We start from the raw sequence: 17,883 nt of genomic DNA, 5'->3' as shown, positions 1-17,883 counted from the left end.
TTCGCGCGGGATGGCGGCCATCTGCCGCTGTTTCTTGACCTGGGTCAGACGGCTGCGGTGCTGTCGGCGTTGTTGGCGCTGCCGCTGCTGTCACTGCTGCCACTGCTGCCACTGCTGCCACTGCTGCCACTGCCGTGGGCGCGGGCCGCCTCGCGCATGCGTGCCAGCTCGCGGGCGGGCAGCGGGATGTCGCCGCTGGCAACCTTCATTAGCAGGCAGTGCAGCATTTCGGTGGACAGGCCGTGCAGCACCAGGCGGTGGCCGGCACGCAGGGTGGACAGGGGCACCAGCGGGTGCTTGTTGTTGAGCATGACCAGGTGCTCGGGCGAGGCGAGGATCTTGGCCGCATAGATGGCCACGGTCTCGTCCAGCTGCAGCGAGTTGCTGGCGCGCCAGAAGTCGTTGTCGGTCAGCAGCAGCTGGTAGACGGGCGTGTAGACCTCGATGGCGCTTTGCAGGTCCAGCAGGTTCAGGCGCCCGCGCGGCATGTCCTCAAGGCGCAGGGGCGGGTTGCGCAGCATGGCGAAGTCGGGCTCGGCCACGGGCTGCAGTTCCTGGCCTGCGGCGCGCAGCGCGTTGTTCAGGCGGATGACGAAGTTGAACAGGTTCAGGTCGTGCCTGAGGAACAGGTCGTCCTTGATGTCGTCGATGCTGTCCGGCTCCAGCGGTGTGGTGGACACGGGCGTGGGCGCGTTGGCCGCGACAAAGGCCAGGATCTGCGAGCCCAGGTGGAAATGGCGCAGGATGAGCCAGTTGGCCTCGGGCGAGACGAAGCGGTTCATGCTGAAGGCCAGCAGCCGGTGCAGCAGCCTGGAGTGCGCCCAGTTGCGCGGCAGCAGCACCTTGAGGATCTGGATGAGCACGATGCTGGTGCGTGCCAGCGGCCGCAGGAAGGGCAGCAGGTATTGGCGCGAGCCGCTGCTGCAGTCACGCAGCCAGGCGGCCTTGACGTCGTCGGGCAGCGGCGTGCTCTGGTCCAGGTACAGCGCGCGCCAGGGGCTGGGGTCGCGCTCGTCGTGGGGCGGTTCGATGAAGTCTGGTGGTTGCATCAGTGCTCCTCGGGCAGGACATGCTCGAACTGCATCAGGTACAGCGCCGCCGTGTGGCGCGCGGTGCGCACGATGGCCTGCGCCGCCGTGCCCCCGCTGCCGTCTGTGCCGTCCAGCGCCATCACCATCTGCACGGCCATGAGCCAGCGCTCCAGGTGGTGTTCGTCGTTGGCGCCGTGGTATTCCAGGAAGCGGAAGGCATCGGGCGGCAGCGGCAGGCTGGCGCGCAGCAGTGGCAGCAGGCTGGGCACGATGCGCTGGCCCGTGCCTTCGATGATGTAGATGGCGCCCAGCAGGCCGACCGGATTGGGCGTGGCGGCCAGGCCGTGCAGATAGGCGTTGAGCGCCTCGCCGCCGGGGTTGCGGCGCAGGCGGGTGAGGTCGGTCTCGGTGCCGCCGGCCTTGAGGTAGTCCTCGTGCAGGATGCGGAAGTCGTTCTGCTCCTCGCCCGCATGCACGTCGATCAGCGCGGCCAGCGCCGCGTGCTCGCCGGTCAGCGAGGCAGCGCCCTCGCGCATCCACAGGCTGCCCTCGCGCACCTGGGGAACCCAGTGGCTCATCCAGCGCACGTAGTCCGCCGTCTGCAGCCTGCCTGTGCGTATGAGCTGCAGCAGCGGCGTGCGCCACACGCGCGAGCGGTAGTCCTGCCAGAGGCTGGCCAGTTCGGTCAGCAGCGGCGCCAGCGTGGCCGGGGCCTGGTTCGGGTCGTGGGGCGGGGCGATGGTGGAGACATCGGGCAGCAGGTCCGGGGCAGCGGGAGCTTCGGCGGTGGCACTGCGTGCTGTGGCCTTGGCCGGGGTGGCGGCGGGAGCCTGGGCTGCATCCTCCACTTCCAGCAGCATGTAGCCGGCCGTGAAGCGGCCCGATTCGGGAATGAAGCACAGCACGGTGTCGCCGTGCTTCAGGCGTGCCGACTCCGTGCGCAGGAACTCGGACAGCATCACGAAGATGGAAGCCGCGCCCGTGTTGCCGCGCCAGGCCAGGTTGCTCCACCAGCGCTCGCGCGGGATACCGAGCTGGGCCTTGCCCAGCAGCTCATCGACCACGGGGATGAAGCGCTCGGACGAGTAGTGGCACAGGAAATGGTCGATGCCGCGCTCGGGCACCCAGCCCGTGTGCGCCAGGTGGGCGTATTCGTGGATGCAGACATCGAACAGGTGCGGCAGCAGGCGGATGTCCTGGCGCAGCGACAGCGCGCCTGCGGCCTCGGCATCGCCCCAGGCGGCAAAGTCCAGGTGGCTGGTGGCGCGGTCGGGCGTCAGGCCCAGTTGCATGCAGACCGGGTAGTCGCCGGCAAAGCTGCGCAGGTGCGTCCAGCGCAGCTTCAGGCGCAGGCCCGGCGCCTGGGGCAGGGCCTGCGGGCCGCCCAGCAGCACGGCGCCTGCGCCATCGGACAGCATCCAGCGCAGGAAGTGGGCGTCGAAGTCCGTGTTGTATCCCTGGGCCGCGAAGCGCGAGCGCTTGAACAGGCGCGAGGGCATTTCGCTGGCCACGGCCAGGGCCAGCGAGTCGGGCGCACGGTCCACGGCCTGGGCCGCCGCCTGCAGCGCGCCCACGCTGGCGGCGCAGACGCCGTGCACGGACAGGGTCTCCATGGGCGGCGCGGCCATCTCGCCCTGGATCATGTTGGCAAAGCCGGGCATGAGCGCATCGCCGCCCGACGAGCCGCTGGCCAGGAAGCCGACATCGCCCAGCGCACGCCCGGCCTGTGCCAGGCAGTCATGGATGGCCTGGGCGGCCATGGCCGTGTTGCTGTGGACGGTGCGGCCTTCGGCGTCTATGGCGTAGTGGCGCTGGACAATGCCGTTCTCGGCCAGGATGCGGCGCTTGAGGCGCTCGGATAGGCGGTTGAGCGGCGCCACGTAGGCATCCATGCCTGCGTTGTCCACGGGTTCACCGGGCAGGAACATGCCTGCGGCATGCAGATAGACGTTGGAATAGGCGACGGGCATGGGTTCAGGGTCGTATCAGTCGTATGTTCCGGGAGGCATTTGCGCACGCGTGCGCGCCGGCGGCCAGACCGTGCCGAGCACGAAGACGCGGGCCATGTAGGGTAGCAGTCCGCCTTCGTTGAGCGCAGGTGCCACGCGCTGGCGGTAGTGTTCGCTGTGCAGGCGCGTGAGCTCGGACCAGTGGGCCTGGGGCCGCTCGTGGTGGGCCGTGTGCAGGCCGATGTTGAACAGCAGCGGATTGACCCAGCCCTCGAAATTGCGCGCGTAGTTCAGTGGCGTGACGCTGTCCATCCGCTGGCTGCGCGTCAGCGGCCGGCCATCGGCATGGGCGTGCTGCAGGTAGTTGGTGGCTAGCAGCCAGTGCAGGCCATGCAACTGGGGAACGATCACCAGCAGCAAGGCCTTTTGCCAATCCAGCGACAGCAGCAGTGCCCAGCTGCCCAGCCACAGCAGGTATTGGCCCATGCAGTAGCGAAAGGCGCCGGGCCAATGCCGCCGCAACTGGCCCAGCCAGCGCAGGAACAGCGGGTACAGCACCCAGCCGGCCTGCAGCGGGTGGAGCAGGTAGCCCAGCAGATGGTTGTGGTCGCCGCCGAAGCGGTAGGTGCGTGCCATGTCGCGCGGGCCGTGGCGGAAGCGGTGGTGGTTGGCCACATGGGCGGGCCAGAACACAAAGGTCGGGTGGCCCTGCAGCAGGGTCAGCCAGTAGTCGGTGAAGCGGTTGGCCCAGCGCCCGCGCCACATGCGCAAATGCGTGTGGTTGTGGTGGATGACGCCCACGCCCAGCGTGAGGAAAAGCTCAATCCCGTAGAGCCACAGGTTCCAGCCATGCTGCCACTGCCACCACACGATCAGCGGCAGCGCCACCAGATAGGCCAGCGACTGCAGGTCGCGCCAGTGGCGCAGCCGGGGCAGCCGTGGCTGGACGTGGCGAGCAGGCGGTCGGCTCATTCCGTCCTGGGCCGGGCCGTGGCGGGCAGTGCCACGCGCGTGCGCATCAGCCGGTCCATGAAGGCCAGCGCAAAGCCGTAGTTGCCATTGGGCCGGGCATGGTGCAGATGGTGGCGCCGGCTGGCGGCCAGCGCATGCGTGTCGGACACCCCGGGAAAGAAGTCATAGTTGGAGTGGCCTATGACGTTCAGCAGCAGGCTGAGTACCGGCACCGAGGCCAGCGACCAGAAACTGAAGTCATGCACCACCATGGGCAGCAGGATGACGTTGCCCAGCATCAGCGCCTCGATGGGATGGAAGCTGTAGGTGGACCACGGCGTGGTGACGATGGAGCGGTGGTGGTCGCCATGAAAGCGCCCCAGCAGCCGCGTATGCAGCAGGCGGTGGTTGATCCAGAAATGCACATCGTTCCAGATCAGCAGCACCGCGATTTCGATGGCAATGCGCCAGGGGCCTGCATCGGGCTCCAGCCGCGCCCAACCCAATTGCAGAAGGCCCCAGGGCACGATCATGCCGATGCCGAAGATCAGCACCGAATGCAGCGACTGGCGCCATTCGCGGCGCAACTGGTCGGGCTTGAGCGGGCGCGTGTCCAGCACGCGGCCCACGCCGCGCCGCTGCAGCCAGCGCGTGAGCGCCATCATGCCCCAGCCGCCGGCCGTGTACAGCACGCCGAAGAAGAGCAGGCCCCAGGCCATGACCTGCCAGGCGTTGAGTTCGGTGAAGGCTTGGGCAGCGGTCATGGCAGTGTGATCGAGCACGTCATTGCGCGTGGATTCCCTGTTCGCGGATGATGCGGCCCAGTGCCGTCACGTCCTGGCGTATGCGCAGGGCCAGGCCCTCGGGCGAGCTGCCGACAGCCTGCCAGCCCTGGGCGGCCAGGCGTGCACGCATCTCGGGCGAGCGCACGATCTCGCTGACCGCTTCGGCCAGCTTCTGCACATGGGCGGCGGGCATGGCCTTGGGCGCGGCCACGGCGTTCCAGATCTCCAGATCGAAATCCCCCACGCCCAGCTCCTTGAGGCTGGGCAGTCCCGGCGCCAGCGGGCTGCGCGCGGCCGAGGTCACGGCCACGCCGCGCAGCTTGCCGGCCTGCACCTGGGCCATGGCCAGCGCGGGCGGCAGCATGGACAGCTGCAGGTCGCCGCCCTGGATGGCGTTGAACACCTGCGGATAGCCGGGGTAGGGAATGTGTTCGGGCCTGAGCGCGGAGCGGCTCTTGAGCAGCTCCATGCCCAGGTGGCCCACCGTGCCCACGCCTGGGGAACCGTAGCTCCAGCGGCTGCCGGCCTGGGCCGCGGCCTCCAGGAAAGCCCGGCCCTCGGGCGCGCCAGCCGGAGCCACCAGCACCAGGGGCGCCACGCCGATCAGGCTGACGGGCTGCAGGTCCTTCACAGGGTCGTAGCGCACCGCGGGGTTGAGCAGGCGGGCAATCGTCAGGTTGCCGTTGATCATCACGCTGAAGGTATGGCCGTCGCGCGCACGGGCCACCTGCTCGCCTGCGATGTTGCCGCCGGCGCCCACCTTGTTCTCGACGATGACGGGCTGGCCCAGGCGCTTTTCCAGCGGCTCGGCCAGTGCGCGCGCCGTGAGGTCCGGGGAAGATCCTGCGGGAAAGCCGACGATCAGGTGCAGCGGCTTGCTGGGCCAGTTATCGCCCGCTACGGCAGCGCAAGGCAGCAGGGCCGAAGCCAGGGCGGTGGCCAAGGCATTGGCGAAGAGGCGGCGTAGTGGCGAGATGGCGCTGGCGGGCATGGGGTACGTGGGGGCCGCAAAGGCTGCGGGCAATAAAAAACCCGGAGATTATCCGGGTTTGTCGTGAAGCGGCCTGTCAGCCCAGGCCGTCAGGCCATCAGGCGAACTCGGCCAGGGCCTTCTTCATCTTCTTCATGGCAGCCACCTCGATCTGGCGGATGCGCTCGGCGCTGACACCGTAGACGGCGGCCAGCTCATGCAGCGTCATGCCGCCCGAGCCGTCGTCGTTGACCTTGAGCCAGCGCTCCTCGACGATGCGGCGGCTGCGGTCGTCCAGCGAATCCAGTGCCATGGCAATGCCGTCGGTGGCCAGGTGGTCGCGCTGGCGCGACTCGATCATTGCCGTGGGTTCGTGGGCGCCATCGGCCAGGTAGGCGATGGGGCCGAAGGCCTGCTCGCCGTCGTCGCTGGGCGAGGGGTCCAGCAGCACGTCGCCACCGGCCAGGCGCGTTTCCATCTCCATGACTTCTTCGCGCTTGACGTTGAGCTTCTCGGCCACGGCGTCGATCTCGCCCGAGGTCAGCGTGTCACGCAGCATGGCGCCGTCCTCGGCCATGGCGGCGTCGGACTTCAGGCCCTGCTTCATCGAGCGCAGGTTGAAGAACAGCTTGCGCTGGGCCTTGGTCGTGGCGACCTTGACCATGCGCCAGTTCTTGAGGATGTACTCGTGGATCTCGGCCTTGATCCAGTGCATGGCGTAGCTCACCAGGCGCACGTTCTGATCGGGGTCGAAGCGCTTGACGGCCTTCATCAGGCCCACGTTGCCTTCCTGGATCAGGTCACCGTGGGGCAGGCCGTAGCCCAGGTACTGGCGCGAGATGGACACCACCAGGCGCAGGTGGGACATCACCAGACGCCCTGCGGCGTCCAGATCGCTGTGTTCTTTGAGCTTGCGGGCGTAGTCCTGCTCTTCCTCAAGGGTGAGCATGGGCAGGCGGTTGACCGCGGAAATGTAGGCATCCAGATTGCCCAGAGGCGGCACCAGGGCCCAGGGGTTAGCGGGTGCCAAGGTGGTCGCAATGGAGCCGGAGGCGTTTGTCATTGCAGAGTTCCTTTCTTCCATTCCTTCATATTAGCACTCGTTATGACCGAGTGCTAAAGCCAAAGTTCCGTGGGTTTTTCAGACGGTTGCACTCATTTTTGGAGTGCCAAAAGTCGTTTGTGCCTAGTCTGAGCGATTTTTGGAAACCCTGCTTGCCAGCGGTGGGCGCATATTGCTGGGAGAGCATTACAGTTTTTCCAGCAGGCTTTCAATCTGCCGGCCCAGTTGCAGCAAGGCCGGGTGCAGCTCCTGCACGATGGCCGGCAAAGGCTCCGTGGTGGAGACGCTGCAGTTCAGGACATAGATGGCATCGGGTGTCACCAGCGGCGTGGCCAGTGCAACCACTTCCGGCTGCCACGATGCGGCGCAGAAGCCTTGGCTTTTCACGGACTTGATCGCCGCCTGGATCTGCTGCTCCAGCGCAGGCCATTGGGCGCCCCTCTTGAGCCTGAAGCTGTCGAGCAAGGCCTTGCGCCTGGCCGATGGCGCCGCTGCCAGGTAGGCGCGCCCCAGCGACGTCAGTTCCATGGGAACGCGCTGGCCCGAGACCACATGCCTGAGCACGATCCGGCGGTTGTAGCGGATGGATTCCAGGTAGACCATCTCGTCCCGGTCGGGACATGCCAGGCCCACGTTGATCCGGCGTGTCTCGGCGAGGGTGCGCATCAGGGGCGCCGCAATCGACAGCACCGTCGAGCCCGTGCGCATGGCGTGCGCCAGGCTCAAGACCGCCGGGGCCAGGCGAAAGGCCCGGCTTGGTTGGTCGGCCTGCAGCATGCCGCAGCCCACCAGGGTCTGCGTCAGCCGGGTGACCGTGGCCTTGGACAGGCCGGTGCGTTCCGCCAGGTCGCTGTTGCCCAGCAGTTCCGAGCCGGGCCTGAACGCACGGAGTATTTCGACGCCTCTTTCCAGGGAGCGGTTGCTCGGGGACTGTCCCGGCTTGTCATGGAGGATGGGGGATCGCCTGTTCGTCATGCTGCTGCCGCTGGTGGGAGGGCGCGCTTGCCCCGATGTCGAAAGCTGTGTTCTTCCTGCCCGGGTACGGGCGCCTGATGGAAGCCAAGTATTCCACCGAATGCAAGGGAAATGCAGCCGCAGGCTCTGACGCGCTCGCTTTGGAATTTCACTGGTTGGAATATGGGGGGTCACAAGTGCAGTGCGTTTCCCTAAGCTTTCACAAGCCAGTCGCCAACGTCATCGCAACGCTGGCGCAGTGACCGGACCTCTGTCCATAGAACCAGGAGACACACCATGCCCAGTTTCGCCGCCCGCCGTTGTGCAAGGGCCATTGCGTTCATTGCCGTGCTCGCGACTGTCTGCAGCGCAGCATCTGCAGCCTTCCCGGAAAAGCCCGTGCGCCTCGTCGTGCCCTTTGCGCCAGGCGGTGGAACGGACCTGATCGCCCGCACGCTGGGGGCCGAGATGGCCAAGGACCTGGGCCAGCCCGTCATCGTGGACAACAAGCCCGGTGCCGGCACGATCATCGGCACCGACAACGTTGCCAAGAGTGCGCCGGACGGTTACTCCGTGGTCGTGGCTTCGTTCGCGCACGCCGTCAATCCGGCGTTGCAGGCCAAGCTGCCGTACGGGAGCAACAAGGCCTTTGCTCCGGTGATCCTGATCGGCCGCGGCCCCAACGTGCTGGTGGTGCCCGCCGCCAGCCCCTACAAGACGGTGGCGGACGTGATGGCCGCCGCCAAGGCCAGTCCCGACAAGCTGACCTATGCCTCGCAGGGCGCCGGGACTTCGGCGCATCTGGCCGGGGAGCTGTTTGCCAACCTTGCCAAGGTCCGGCTCACCCATGTGCCCTACCGCGGCGCAGGCCCGGCGCTCACCGATCTCATGGGCGGGCAGGTGGACATGATGTTTGCCACGGCGGCGGCGGTATCCACCTTCATCGACAACGGCAAGCTGCGCGTGCTGGGGGTCACCACGGCCGAGCCGTCTGCGGCCTTCAAGAACGTGCCACCCATCGCCGTCACCGTCCCGGGCTACCGCGTCGAGAGCTGGTACGGCCTGTACGCGCCGGCAGCCACACCTGCCGCCGTGATCGACCGCCTGAACGCCGCAGCCCGCAAGGCGGCCCGCTCGCCGGAGTTCGTTCGCAAGCTGGAGCACGAGGGCCTGATGGTCAATGCCGGACCTGCGGCGGAACTGGACACCTATGTGCATGCCGAGGAAAAGCGCTGGGCGCAGATCGTCAAGCAAAACAACATCCATCCCGATTGATCGCACTGGCTGCGATCGTTTTCAAAGCACGCCATGAACTACGAACTGATCCAACTGAATGTCGCCGATGCGGTGGCAACCGTGACCCTGAACCGCCCCGACAAGCGCAACGCCATGAGTGACGACATGCGCACCGAGTTCATCGATGCCCTGGAGCGCGTGGCGGCAGACAAGGCCATCAAGGCCCTGGTGCTGACGGGCGCGGGCAAGGGATTCTGCGCAGGCGGTGACATCGCCGGAATGCAAAGGCGCATGAATGCTCCCGCGGGCGAGGTGGGCTTCAACGGCTGGCAGCGTCAGCAGCGCGTGCACCATGTCCAGGCCCTGCTGCACACCATGCCCAAGCCCGTGATCGCCGCCGTCAACGGCGCGGCCTCGGGCCTGGGGGCAGACACGGCGCTGGCCTGCGACTTCGTGATCGCCAGCGAATGGGCCAGCTTCGCGTGGAGCTATGTGCTGCGCGGCATCATCCCGGACGGCGGCGGCATGTACTTCCTGCCGCGCCGCGTGGGCCTGGCCAAGGCCAAGGAGCTGATATTCACGGGCCGCCAGGTCAAGCTGCCGGAAGCCCTGGCGCTGGGCATCGTGGACCGCCAGGCCAGTGCCGAGACCTTGGTGGCAGACGCCCAGGCCTGGGCACGCGAGCTGTCCTCGGCTTCTTCCACCGCGCTGGCATTGACCAAGACCATCCTGAACCAGAGCTTCGAGCTGTCTTCGCACGATGTCTTCGCCCAGGGCAGCCAGGCCCAGGGCATCTGCTACACCAGCAGTGAACACCGCGCATCGGTGGAGGCCTTCCTGGCCAAGACGGCCGGCAAGGAGTGATGCCATGAGCGAAGCCATTGCCAAGCTGCTTTCGCCGCGCAGCGTCGCCGTCATAGGCGCCTCTGCCGACCTGAAAAAGACCACGGGCCGCCCGGTGGCCTACCTGCAAAAGCACGGGTTTGCCGGCCGCATTCTTCCCGTCAATCCGCGCGTGGAGCGCATCGGCGAGCTGACCTGCTACCCCGACATCGCTTCGCTGCCCGAAGTACCCGACGTGGCCGTAGTGCTGCTGGGCGCCGAGCGTGCGCACCAGGCCGTCAGGGGGCTGTCGGCGCTGGGCTGCGCGGCAGCCATCGTGCTGGCCAGCGGCTATACGGAAACGGGCGAGGACGGGGCGCACCGCCAGCGGCAGCTGATCGAGGCGGCGGGCAGCATGCGCCTGCTGGGGCCCAACACCATCGGGCTGGTCAACCTGACCGACCGGATCGTGTTGTCGCCCTCGGGCGCGCTGGAGATGGACGAGTTCCCCGTCGGAGGCATCGGCGTCGTCTCGCAAAGCGGCGGCATCCTGGGTTCGCTGCTGTCGCGCGCCGCCGCGCGTGGCATCGGCCTGTCCAAGCTCATCTCCACCAGCAACGAAGTGGATCTGGAACTGGCTGACTTCATAGACCACCTGGCCGATGACCCGGCCACCAAGGTGATCGCGCTGTATGTGGAGACGGTGCGCCATCCCGCCAGGTTCCGTGCCGCCTGCCTGAAGGCCGCGCGTGCCGGCAAGCCCGTGGTGGCCTTCAAGATCGGCCGCTCCGAGGCCGGCGCCAAGGCCGCCGTATCGCACACAGGCGCCATGGCCGGTGCGGATCGCATGTACGACGCGCTGTTCCGGCAGGTCGGCGTGATCCGTGCGCAAAGCTTTGCCGACCTGCTGGACGTGCCCGCTGCGCTGGCCACGGGCCGCAGGCTGCGCGGCAAGCGCATCGCCATCCTGACGTCCACCGGCGGTGCGGGCACCCTGGTGTCGGACGATCTGGGCGTGGCCGGATTCGACACGCCGGCCCCTGACCAGGCGACGGCCGACGCACTGCGCGCGCTGCAGACCGGCAGCGAGGCCGTGCTGGACCGCAACCCCATCGACGTGACCCTGGCGGGCCTGCGTCCCGACCTGCTGCGCGGCGCCATCAATGCCTTGCTGGCAAGCCCCAGCTACGACGCGCTGGTGATCATCGTCGGCTCCTCCAGCCTGGCCATGCCCGAGCTGCTGGCCGGTGCCATCCAGGACTGCCTGCCTCACTCCGACAAGCCGGTGCTGGCCTACGTCAGCCCGCATGCGCCGGAGATCGGCGCGCTGCTCACGCAACGCGGCGTGCCGGCCTTCGCTGCGGCGGAAAGCTGCACGGCCGCGCTGGCGGGCATGCTGCGCGTCAATGGCTTCCAGGGTGCGCCTTCCGAGCTGGTCGTCGGCAAGGACACCCTGCAGGAACCGGATCTGCCCGTTGGCTGCCTCGATGAAGCGCAGGCCAAGGCCGTTTTCCGCCGTTTCGGCGTGCCGTGCGCGGCCGAGCGTGTGGTGCGCACCGCCGAAGAGGCCGAAGCCGCCGCGCGCGAACTGGGCGGCCGGGTGGTGCTCAAGATCCTTTCGTCCCGGATCACGCACAAGAGCGATGTGGGCGGTGTCGCCGTCGGCCTGACTGCGCAAACCATAGGTGCCCGGTTGGGCGCGATGGTGGACGACGTGCAGGCCAGGGCGGGCGTGCGCCCGGACCGGTTCCTGGTGCAGCAGATGGTGGCCGGCGGCACCGAGCTGATTCTTGGCCTGCACAAGGATGCGCTGGGCACCGCCGTGATGCTGGGCATGGGAGGCGTGACGGCCGAGCTGTTCCAGGACACCACGCTGCGGTTGCTGCCGGACGACGGCTCTCAGCTGGGTGTGCTGAGCCTGTCTGACGCCCTGGAGATGGCCAGGGAGCTCAAGACCTGGCCGCTGCTGGACGGCTTTCGCGGCCGGCCCAGGGCCGATGTCGATGCGCTGGCCCATGCCATCGTCGCGTTCTCTGCAATGGCCGCCCGGCTGGGCGACCGCGTGATCGAAGCGGAGATCAACCCGGTGTTCGTGCTGCCGCAGGGCCAGGGCGTTTGCGCTGCCGATGGTGTGCTGGTTCTGGCCTGAGGGCGCCAGGTACTGCACATTTCTTCCAGAAAAAGACGGCCTCATTGAGGGCCAATCCAAGGAGACCACGCATGCATGCGACCGAAGTGTTCGGGCAGTTTGCCGCTCAATACCACCGTACCGAGCTTCCCGAAGCCGTCATCCACCATGCCAAGCGTGCCGTGATCGACTGGTATGCCGCTTTGTTCCCGGGGCTGGGCGCGGCCCCTCTTGCACAGTTGGAGCAGGTGCTTGCCGAGGACCTGGACCGCGGCTCCTGCCGGCTTGGAAACGGCCGCATGGCCACGGCGCGGGCGGCGGCACTGTTCAACGGTTCGGCGGCCCATGCCGCCGAGGTGGACGACAGCTTCCGCGATGCCATGTACCACCCCGGGGCCGCAACCATTGCGGCGGCGTTGGCGGCAAGCCAGCAGGCAGGGGCCAGTGGCCTGGACTTCCTGCATGCCGTGGTGCTGGGCTATGAGGTCTCCACCCGCATCGGCGTGACCCTGGGCCGGGCCCACTACCGCTTCTGGCACAACACCGGCACCGTGGGCGTCTTCGGGGCAGCGGCAGCCGCAGGGTATGCGCTGCGGCTGGATGCAGGGCAATTTGCCCATGCACTGGCCACGGCGGCCACCTTCTCTGCCGGGTTGCAGCAGGCATTTCGCATGGATTCGATGTCCAAGCCCCTGCATGCCGGGCGCGCAGCGGAGGCCGGCCTGCTGGCCGCGCAGCTTGCGCACCAGGGGGTGACGGGATCGCTGGACGTGCTGGATGGAGAACTGGGCCTGGGCCGCGCAGTCAGCGATGGACCCGACTGGTCAGACATCGGTGCGACGTTGGGCAGCGACTTTCACATCACCCGGCTCACCTTCAAGAACCACGTCGGCTGCGGCCATACGTTCGCCGCCATCGACGCCGCGCTGGCCTTGCGCAGCCAGCATGCCCTGCGGGCGGACGACATCTGCAGCGTGGCCGTGGCCACCTATGGCCCGGCCCTGGATATCGCCTGCTACACCGATCCTGCGACGGAAAACGAAGCCCGCTTCAGTCTTCGTTTCGTGGTGGCCACGGCCCTGGTCCATGGCAGCGTGCGGCTTTCGGCGTACACCCCGGAGCGCCTGGCCGATCCCGCTGTTCGCGCAATGCTCGAGCGCGTCCAGGTGGCCGTGGACCCGCAGATCGACCGGGCCTTCCCTGGCAAGAGATCGGCGCGCGTGGAAATCGTCACCAGGGATGGCCGCCGCCATGTCTGGTTCCAGCCGGACCGCAAGGGCGATCCCGAGCTGCCTCTGTCGGATGGAGAGCTGGAGGACAAGTTCATCGAGCTTGCCGCGCCCGTCGCCGGCGAGGGACGTGCCCGGCAGCTGCTTTCCAACATCTGGGAGCTTGAACGGGCGGGCTGCCTTGCAGGCCTCGCGGCCTGACAGGGCTGCATCGCTTGTGGATTGCAGCCTGGCCTTCAGCAGGCCTGTGACAGCTGCTCCAGGATCGCCGGGTTCTCCAGGGTGGAGGTGTCCTGCACGATGGGCTCGCCGCGTGCAATGCTGCGCAGCAATCGCCGCATGATCTTGCCGCTGCGGGTCTTGGGCAGGTTGTCCCCGAACCGGATATCCCTGGGCTTGGCGATCGGTCCGATCTCCTTGGCCACCCACTCCCGCAGCAGCCGGGCGATGTCGGCGGCCTCGGCGCCGCTGGGCCGCGAACGCTTGAGGACGACGAAGGCGCATATGGCCTCTCCCGTCGTGTCATCGGGCCGCCCCACGACGGCGGCCTCCGCCACCAGGTCGGTCATGGCCACCAGGGCGGACTCGATCTCCATCGTGCCCATGCGGTGGCCGCTGACGTTGAGCACATCGTCGATGCGGCCGGTGATGGTGAAGTAGCCGGTGCGCGCATCGCGGACCGCGCCGTCTCCCGCCAGGTAGTAGCGGCCCTTGAATTCTTCGGGAAAGTAGCTGGCGACAAACCGCTCGGGATGGCCCCAGATGTTCCTGATCATGGAGGGCCAGGGGCGCTTGATCACCAGGATGCCGCTGTCGCCCCAGGGCAGCTCGTTGCCGGTCTCGTCCACCACGGCGGCGGCAATGCCCGGGAAGGCCAGCGTGCAGGAGCCGGGCACGAGGTCCGTGGCTCCGGGCAGCGGCGTGATCATGTGCCCGCCCGTCTCCGTCTGCCAGAACGTATCGACGATGGGGCAGCGGCCCCCGCCCACCTGCTCGTGGTACCAGTGCCAGGCGGCGGGATTGATCGGCTCGCCCACGGACCCCAGGATGCGCAGGCTGCCCAGGTCGTAGCGCGCGGGATGCACCTGCGCATCGGCGTCGGCAGCCTTGATCAGCGAGCGAATGGCCGTGGGCGCCGTGTAGAAGACCGTCACCCCATGGGCCTCGATCATTTTCCAGAAGCGTCCCGCGTCCGGGTAGGTGGGCACGCCCTCGAACACCACCTGCGTGGCGCCCAGCGCCAGCGGGCCGTAGGCGATATAGGTATGGCCGGTCACCCATCCGATGTCCGCCGTACACCAGAAGACATCGGCGGGCTGCAGGTCGAAGGTCCAGGCGCAGGTCACGGCGGCATGCAGCAGATAGCCTCCGGTGGCGTGCTGGACGCCCTTGGGGGTTCCGGTGGAGCCCGAGGTGTAGAGCAGGAACAGCGGATGCTCGGCCTGCACCCATTCCGGTTCGCAGACATCGCTCTGGGCTGCAGTGATTTCTTCAAGCCACAGGTCTCGGGGCTGGTGCATGGTGATGGCGCCGCCCGTGCGCCGTGCCACCAGCACGTGGCGGACCTGCTCGCAGCCGGGCTGGGCCAGGGCCTCGTCCACGATGCTCTTGAGGGGCAATTGCCGTCCTCCCCGCACTTGCTGGTCTGCCGTGATGACGGCGCAGGCCCCCGTGTCCGCGATGCGGTCGCGCAGCGCCGTGGCGGAGAAGCCGCCGAACACCACGCAGTGAATGGCGCCTATGCGTGCACAGGCCTGCATGGCGGCCACGCCGTCAATCGACATGGCCATGTAGATGACGACGCGGTCGCCCTTGCCGACACCCAGGCTGCGCAGGGCGTTGGCCAGGCGATTGACCCGGACAAGAAGCTGCGCATAGGTCACCTGCGTCACCGCGCCGTCATCGGCTTCGAAGATGAGGGCCGTGCGCTCGCCCAGCCCCCGCTGGATGTTGCGCTCCAGGCAGTTCCAGCTGGCGTTGAGCGTGCCGTCATTGAACCATTCGTAGAACGGGGCGCGGCTTTCATCGAGCACGCGCGTGAACGGGCGCTTCCACGCGACGAACTCGCGCGCGAGCCGGCCCCAGAACGCCTGGGGATCGGCGTCCGCCTCTGCGACGAGCCGGTCGTAGGCGGCGCGCCCGCTCACGCGCGCATTGCGGGCCAGCTCTGCAGATGGGGGATAGGACGGTGCAAGGTCTTGGCTCATGGTGGTTGTCTCCTGGGTCTAGAAATCAAGGGGGTCACGAAGCCGGCGCAAAGGCTCAGGCGCAAGGCCCCGGGGCGTCAGTCCCCGCAGTGCCGGCCTATCCAGCCGGCAATGGCCGCCGCGCTGCGGAAGTCGTCGCAGGAGCGGGCCGGAATGTCCGGATGGCGCTGGTTCCACAGGCGTGCCAGCGCTTGGCCGGGGCCGATTTCCAGAACGCACCGCACCTGGCGTGCGGCAATGCTGTCCATGCAGTCGTCCCAGTGCACCGTGCCCGCTATCTGCTCGGACAGCGCCGTCCGGGCGCCTGCGGCGTCACGCACCCGCCGGGCCGTGTTGCTGAACAGCGCCACGGCGGGCGCGTGCACGGCCACCTGGCCCAGGTCCTGTGCGAAGGCCTGTGCGGCCTGTCGCATCCACGGGGTGTGGGACGCCACCTGCACGCGCAGCCGGGTGGCATGCGCGCCCTGGCGGGCCGCCAGCGCCTGCGCCTGCTCCAGCGCCGCATGGGGGCCGCCCAGGATGAGGTTCTCGGGGCCGTTGCGTATGGCCACGGCCAGCCCGGTCGTCTCCAGCAGGGCGGCCATGCGTGCGGGCGGCAGGCCGCTGACGGCCAGCAGCCCGCCGCCGGGCATCTGCTGGGCGCAGCGGTCCATGGCCGCCGCGCGGCGCGCGGCCAGGGCGACGATGTCGCAGGCATCCAGCGCGCCCGCGGCACCGAATGCGGGCAGTTCCCCCACGCTGTAGCCCGCCACGGCCGAAGGCGCGGGCAGTTGCGGGGACAGCTGCATCCACGCGGCCATGGCCAGGCCCGCCAGCAGGGGCTGGGCCACGGCGTTGGACTCGGCCCACGGCGCATCGGCCAACCTGTCGCGCCAGTGCGAAACCTGCAGCTGTTCGCAGACTGCCTGTGTCCATGCATCGTCCGCCAGCCAGGCAAGCATGGCGGGATGCTGCGTACCCTGGCCTGAAAACAGCAGTGCAAAGCTCATGGCCGCTCGCAGACACGCAGCACCCAGCAGGCCGCCGCCAGGGTATCGGCCGCGCCGCCCGGCGAAAGGCGGCGCGCCACGAAATCGTCGCAAATGGCCTGCGCCCTGGACAGGCCGTCGGGATGCGCGCATCCGCCTGCCTGGAGAAAGCGCCGCGCGGCATCCTGGCCATGGCGCAGCCCCTGCATGCCCGCGCGGTGGGCGAGGTTGCAGTCGTCCAGCACCGCCATGATGTGGAACAGGGCCTCCAGCCGCGCCAAGGGAGCGGGCAGCCCGCTGGCATGCGCTCTGGCCAGCGCCGGCACGGCGGTCTCGAACAGGACGGGGAAGCCCAGGGCCGCCTCCTGCGAGGCGCCCCGCAGGCCGTGGCGGCGCGCGGCGATGCCGCCGGGCAGGGCGGAGGCCCGCAGGCTGCGCTGCTGCAGCGCTTCCCCCCAGTGGCGGCACAGGGCCTCGCGCAGCCATGCGGCGCCGGGAAGGCAGGCCTGCTCGGCCAGCACCGCGCCGCCGGCCGCGCACAGCAGGCCCAGCATGAAGACGGCGCCACGGTGGGTGTTGATGCCGCCGGTGGCGGCCAGCATGCGCTGCTCCGCCTCGATGCCCAGGCGCTCCAGCACGGGAAACGATGCGCCCTGGCTGCCTGCCTGGGCCATTTTGGGGAAGTAGCTGCGCAGCGCGAACAGGCTGCGCATGAAGCTGTGGGCATCCATGTCGTCATGGCTGCCGCGGTCCACCAGGGTCACCAGGCCGGGCTTGGGTGTCAGCGACAGCTCGTCGTAGAGGGCCAGCGTGGCCGCGCGGCCGATATGCCCGGTCGATGGCAAGGTCCGGGCCGGGTGGAGAAGGGCAGGTTTCATGCAGGAACTCCAGGCGCCGCAGCCGACGCACACCAGTCATGGTCTTCACGCAGTGCCACCCCGTGCAGGCCCTTGACCAGGACCGATCGCACCTTGCCTGCACGCCAGGCGGCCCATTCGCGCCAGACCACGGCCCAGCCGCCGGGAAACACCAGCTCGGCATCCACGCGCGGGCCTTCCTGCGGCATGGCCTGCAGCAGGCTGGCCAGCCGATCGCCCTGGTCGGCGCCATCGACCGGCACCCAGAGGTCGATGTCCGAGCCGGGCCGCAGATAGGGCAGGCCCGTGATGCACTGCCACCCGTGGCTGCCGAAGACAAAGCCCGTCGCACCTGCAGCGCGAAGGCACTGCTGCAAGGCGCCGTATGTGGCGAGGGGCGAGGCCGAGTGCGAGGCCGAGTACGAGATCGTGTGCGAGGCCATCAGCTCGTCCAGCGAGGGAAATTCGCGGGTGCCGATGGCCGCGCCGCGCGCCACATCGAAGCCCATGCGCCGCCGCTGCCAGCGCCCGGGCGCAGGCAGGCCCAGCGCCATCAGGCCAGCGGCGGCATGGTCGGCCGACTGCCGCGCGACCACCAGCGGCAGTGCATGGTCGCGCCAGTGCGTGAGGATCTCGCGCGCCTGCGCATCCCAGGGGCGTTCCAGCAGGTCCGCCCAGGCCTGCGGGCCCAGGTCCACCAGCTGGTGGCGGTGCAGGGTGTCCAGCATGCTGC

The 17,883-nt window shown here is 68.4% G+C and carries 15 protein-coding genes; 4 read left to right on the top strand and 11 right to left on the bottom strand.

Annotation, left to right across the window (positions count from 1 at the left end):
* Positions 1 to 44: 44 nt before the first annotated feature.
* The 7 genes from A4F85_RS15930 to A4F85_RS15900 form a co-directional block, all read right to left on the bottom strand.
* A complete protein-coding gene (locus tag A4F85_RS15930; protein ID WP_063327128.1) occupies positions 45 to 1,049 on the bottom strand; it encodes a DUF6999 family protein in 1,005 nt (334 codons plus the stop codon).
* Positions 1,049 to 3,001 carry a StlD/DarB family beta-ketosynthase gene (locus A4F85_RS15925; RefSeq protein WP_063327127.1) on the bottom strand — a complete coding sequence of 651 codons (1,953 nt, stop codon included), beginning with the start codon at positions 2,999 to 3,001 and terminating at the stop codon, positions 1,049 to 1,051. The genes A4F85_RS15930 and A4F85_RS15925 overlap by 1 nt, the downstream gene beginning before the upstream one ends.
* 15 nt (positions 3,002 to 3,016) lie before the next feature.
* Positions 3,017 to 3,952 (bottom strand): fatty acid desaturase, encoded by a 936-nt coding sequence (locus tag A4F85_RS15920; RefSeq protein ID WP_063327126.1) that lies wholly within the window; start codon positions 3,950 to 3,952, stop codon positions 3,017 to 3,019.
* A complete protein-coding gene (locus A4F85_RS15915) occupies positions 3,949 to 4,695 on the bottom strand; it encodes a sterol desaturase family protein (protein ID WP_063327125.1) in 747 nt (248 codons plus the stop codon). The genes A4F85_RS15920 and A4F85_RS15915 overlap by 4 nt, the downstream gene beginning before the upstream one ends.
* A 19-nt stretch (positions 4,696 to 4,714) precedes the next feature.
* A complete protein-coding gene (locus tag A4F85_RS15910; RefSeq protein ID WP_034390683.1) occupies positions 4,715 to 5,707 on the bottom strand; it encodes a Bug family tripartite tricarboxylate transporter substrate binding protein in 993 nt (330 codons plus the stop codon).
* 97 nt (positions 5,708 to 5,804) lie between these two features.
* Positions 5,805 to 6,749 (bottom strand): RNA polymerase sigma factor RpoH, encoded by a 945-nt coding sequence (gene rpoH, locus A4F85_RS15905; protein ID WP_012203622.1) that lies wholly within the window; start codon positions 6,747 to 6,749, stop codon positions 5,805 to 5,807.
* 186 nt (positions 6,750 to 6,935) lie between these two features.
* Positions 6,936 to 7,724, bottom strand: a complete 789-nt coding sequence (locus A4F85_RS15900; RefSeq protein ID WP_063327124.1) for an IclR family transcriptional regulator — start codon at positions 7,722 to 7,724, stop codon at positions 6,936 to 6,938.
* Between the two features lie 276 nt (positions 7,725 to 8,000).
* Here A4F85_RS15900 and A4F85_RS15895 point away from each other — a divergent pair, with 276 nt between their 5' ends.
* The 4 genes from A4F85_RS15895 to A4F85_RS15880 all read left to right on the top strand — a co-directional run bounded on the left by A4F85_RS15895 (position 8,001) and on the right by A4F85_RS15880 (position 13,319).
* The gene (locus A4F85_RS15895) at positions 8,001 to 8,978 is read left to right on the top strand and encodes a tripartite tricarboxylate transporter substrate binding protein (RefSeq protein WP_063327123.1); all 978 of its coding nucleotides are present in this window, start codon (positions 8,001 to 8,003) and stop codon (positions 8,976 to 8,978) included.
* Between the two features lie 33 nt (positions 8,979 to 9,011).
* Entirely contained in the window at positions 9,012 to 9,803 is a 792-nt protein-coding gene (locus A4F85_RS15890) for an enoyl-CoA hydratase/isomerase family protein (RefSeq protein ID WP_043824655.1), read from the top strand.
* Positions 9,804 to 9,807: 4 nt separating this feature from the next.
* Positions 9,808 to 11,910, top strand: coding sequence for an acetate--CoA ligase family protein (locus A4F85_RS15885; protein ID WP_063327122.1), 2,103 nt, complete (start codon positions 9,808 to 9,810; stop codon positions 11,908 to 11,910).
* Between the two features lie 71 nt (positions 11,911 to 11,981).
* The gene (locus tag A4F85_RS15880; RefSeq protein WP_063327121.1) at positions 11,982 to 13,319 is read left to right on the top strand and encodes an MmgE/PrpD family protein; all 1,338 of its coding nucleotides are present in this window, start codon (positions 11,982 to 11,984) and stop codon (positions 13,317 to 13,319) included.
* A gap of 35 nt (positions 13,320 to 13,354) precedes the next feature.
* Here the strand turns inward: A4F85_RS15880 and acs are convergent, their stop codons facing one another.
* The 4 genes from acs to mdcG all read right to left on the bottom strand — a co-directional run bounded on the left by acs (position 13,355) and on the right by mdcG (position 17,878).
* The gene (acs, locus tag A4F85_RS15875) at positions 13,355 to 15,325 is read right to left on the bottom strand and encodes an acetate--CoA ligase (protein ID WP_063327120.1); all 1,971 of its coding nucleotides are present in this window, start codon (positions 15,323 to 15,325) and stop codon (positions 13,355 to 13,357) included.
* 77 nt (positions 15,326 to 15,402) lie between these two features.
* Positions 15,403 to 16,314, bottom strand: a complete 912-nt coding sequence (locus tag A4F85_RS15870; protein WP_063327119.1) for an acyltransferase domain-containing protein — start codon at positions 16,312 to 16,314, stop codon at positions 15,403 to 15,405.
* Positions 16,311 to 17,171: a triphosphoribosyl-dephospho-CoA synthase MdcB gene (gene mdcB, locus A4F85_RS15865; protein ID WP_063327118.1), complete on the bottom strand. Its 861-nt coding sequence runs from the start codon at positions 17,169 to 17,171 to the stop codon at positions 16,311 to 16,313. Before mdcB ends, A4F85_RS15870 begins: the two co-directional genes overlap by 4 nt.
* Positions 17,168 to 17,878: a malonate decarboxylase holo-[acyl-carrier-protein] synthase gene (gene mdcG / locus A4F85_RS15860; RefSeq protein ID WP_231890563.1), complete on the bottom strand. Its 711-nt coding sequence runs from the start codon at positions 17,876 to 17,878 to the stop codon at positions 17,168 to 17,170. The genes mdcB and mdcG overlap by 4 nt, the downstream gene beginning before the upstream one ends.
* Positions 17,879 to 17,883 lie beyond the last annotated feature (5 nt).

It is taken from the genome of Delftia sp. GW456-R20, assembly GCF_001622915.1.
Taxonomy (GTDB): domain Bacteria; phylum Pseudomonadota; class Gammaproteobacteria; order Burkholderiales; family Burkholderiaceae_C; genus Comamonas; species Comamonas acidovorans.
The sequence above is the reverse complement of the archived record's forward strand: the minus strand, read 5'-3'. Positions and strand labels throughout refer to the sequence as shown.

Excerpts from the sequence above, each read along its gene's own strand:
- A4F85_RS15930 (WP_063327128.1), bottom strand. The coding sequence starts at position 1,049 with ATGCAACCACCAGACTTCATCGAACCGCCCCACGACGAGCGCGACCCC.
- A4F85_RS15925 (WP_063327127.1), bottom strand. The coding sequence starts at position 3,001 with ATGCCCGTCGCCTATTCCAACGTCTATCTGCATGCCGCAGGCATGTTC.
- A4F85_RS15920 (WP_063327126.1), bottom strand. The coding sequence starts at position 3,952 with ATGAGCCGACCGCCTGCTCGCCACGTCCAGCCACGGCTGCCCCGGCTG.
- A4F85_RS15915 (WP_063327125.1), bottom strand. The coding sequence starts at position 4,695 with ATGACCGCTGCCCAAGCCTTCACCGAACTCAACGCCTGGCAGGTCATG.
- A4F85_RS15910 (WP_034390683.1), bottom strand. The coding sequence starts at position 5,707 with ATGCCCGCCAGCGCCATCTCGCCACTACGCCGCCTCTTCGCCAATGCC.
- rpoH (WP_012203622.1), bottom strand. The coding sequence starts at position 6,749 with ATGACAAACGCCTCCGGCTCCATTGCGACCACCTTGGCACCCGCTAAC.
- A4F85_RS15900 (WP_063327124.1), bottom strand. The coding sequence starts at position 7,724 with ATGACGAACAGGCGATCCCCCATCCTCCATGACAAGCCGGGACAGTCC.
- A4F85_RS15895 (WP_063327123.1), top strand. The coding sequence starts at position 8,001 with ATGCCCAGTTTCGCCGCCCGCCGTTGTGCAAGGGCCATTGCGTTCATT.
- A4F85_RS15890 (WP_043824655.1), top strand. The coding sequence starts at position 9,012 with ATGAACTACGAACTGATCCAACTGAATGTCGCCGATGCGGTGGCAACC.
- A4F85_RS15885 (WP_063327122.1), top strand. The coding sequence starts at position 9,808 with ATGAGCGAAGCCATTGCCAAGCTGCTTTCGCCGCGCAGCGTCGCCGTC.
- A4F85_RS15880 (WP_063327121.1), top strand. The coding sequence starts at position 11,982 with ATGCATGCGACCGAAGTGTTCGGGCAGTTTGCCGCTCAATACCACCGT.
- acs (WP_063327120.1), bottom strand. The coding sequence starts at position 15,325 with ATGAGCCAAGACCTTGCACCGTCCTATCCCCCATCTGCAGAGCTGGCC.
- A4F85_RS15870 (WP_063327119.1), bottom strand. The coding sequence starts at position 16,314 with ATGAGCTTTGCACTGCTGTTTTCAGGCCAGGGTACGCAGCATCCCGCC.
- mdcB (WP_063327118.1), bottom strand. The coding sequence starts at position 17,171 with ATGAAACCTGCCCTTCTCCACCCGGCCCGGACCTTGCCATCGACCGGG.
- mdcG (WP_231890563.1), bottom strand. The coding sequence starts at position 17,878 with ATGCTGGACACCCTGCACCGCCACCAGCTGGTGGACCTGGGCCCGCAG.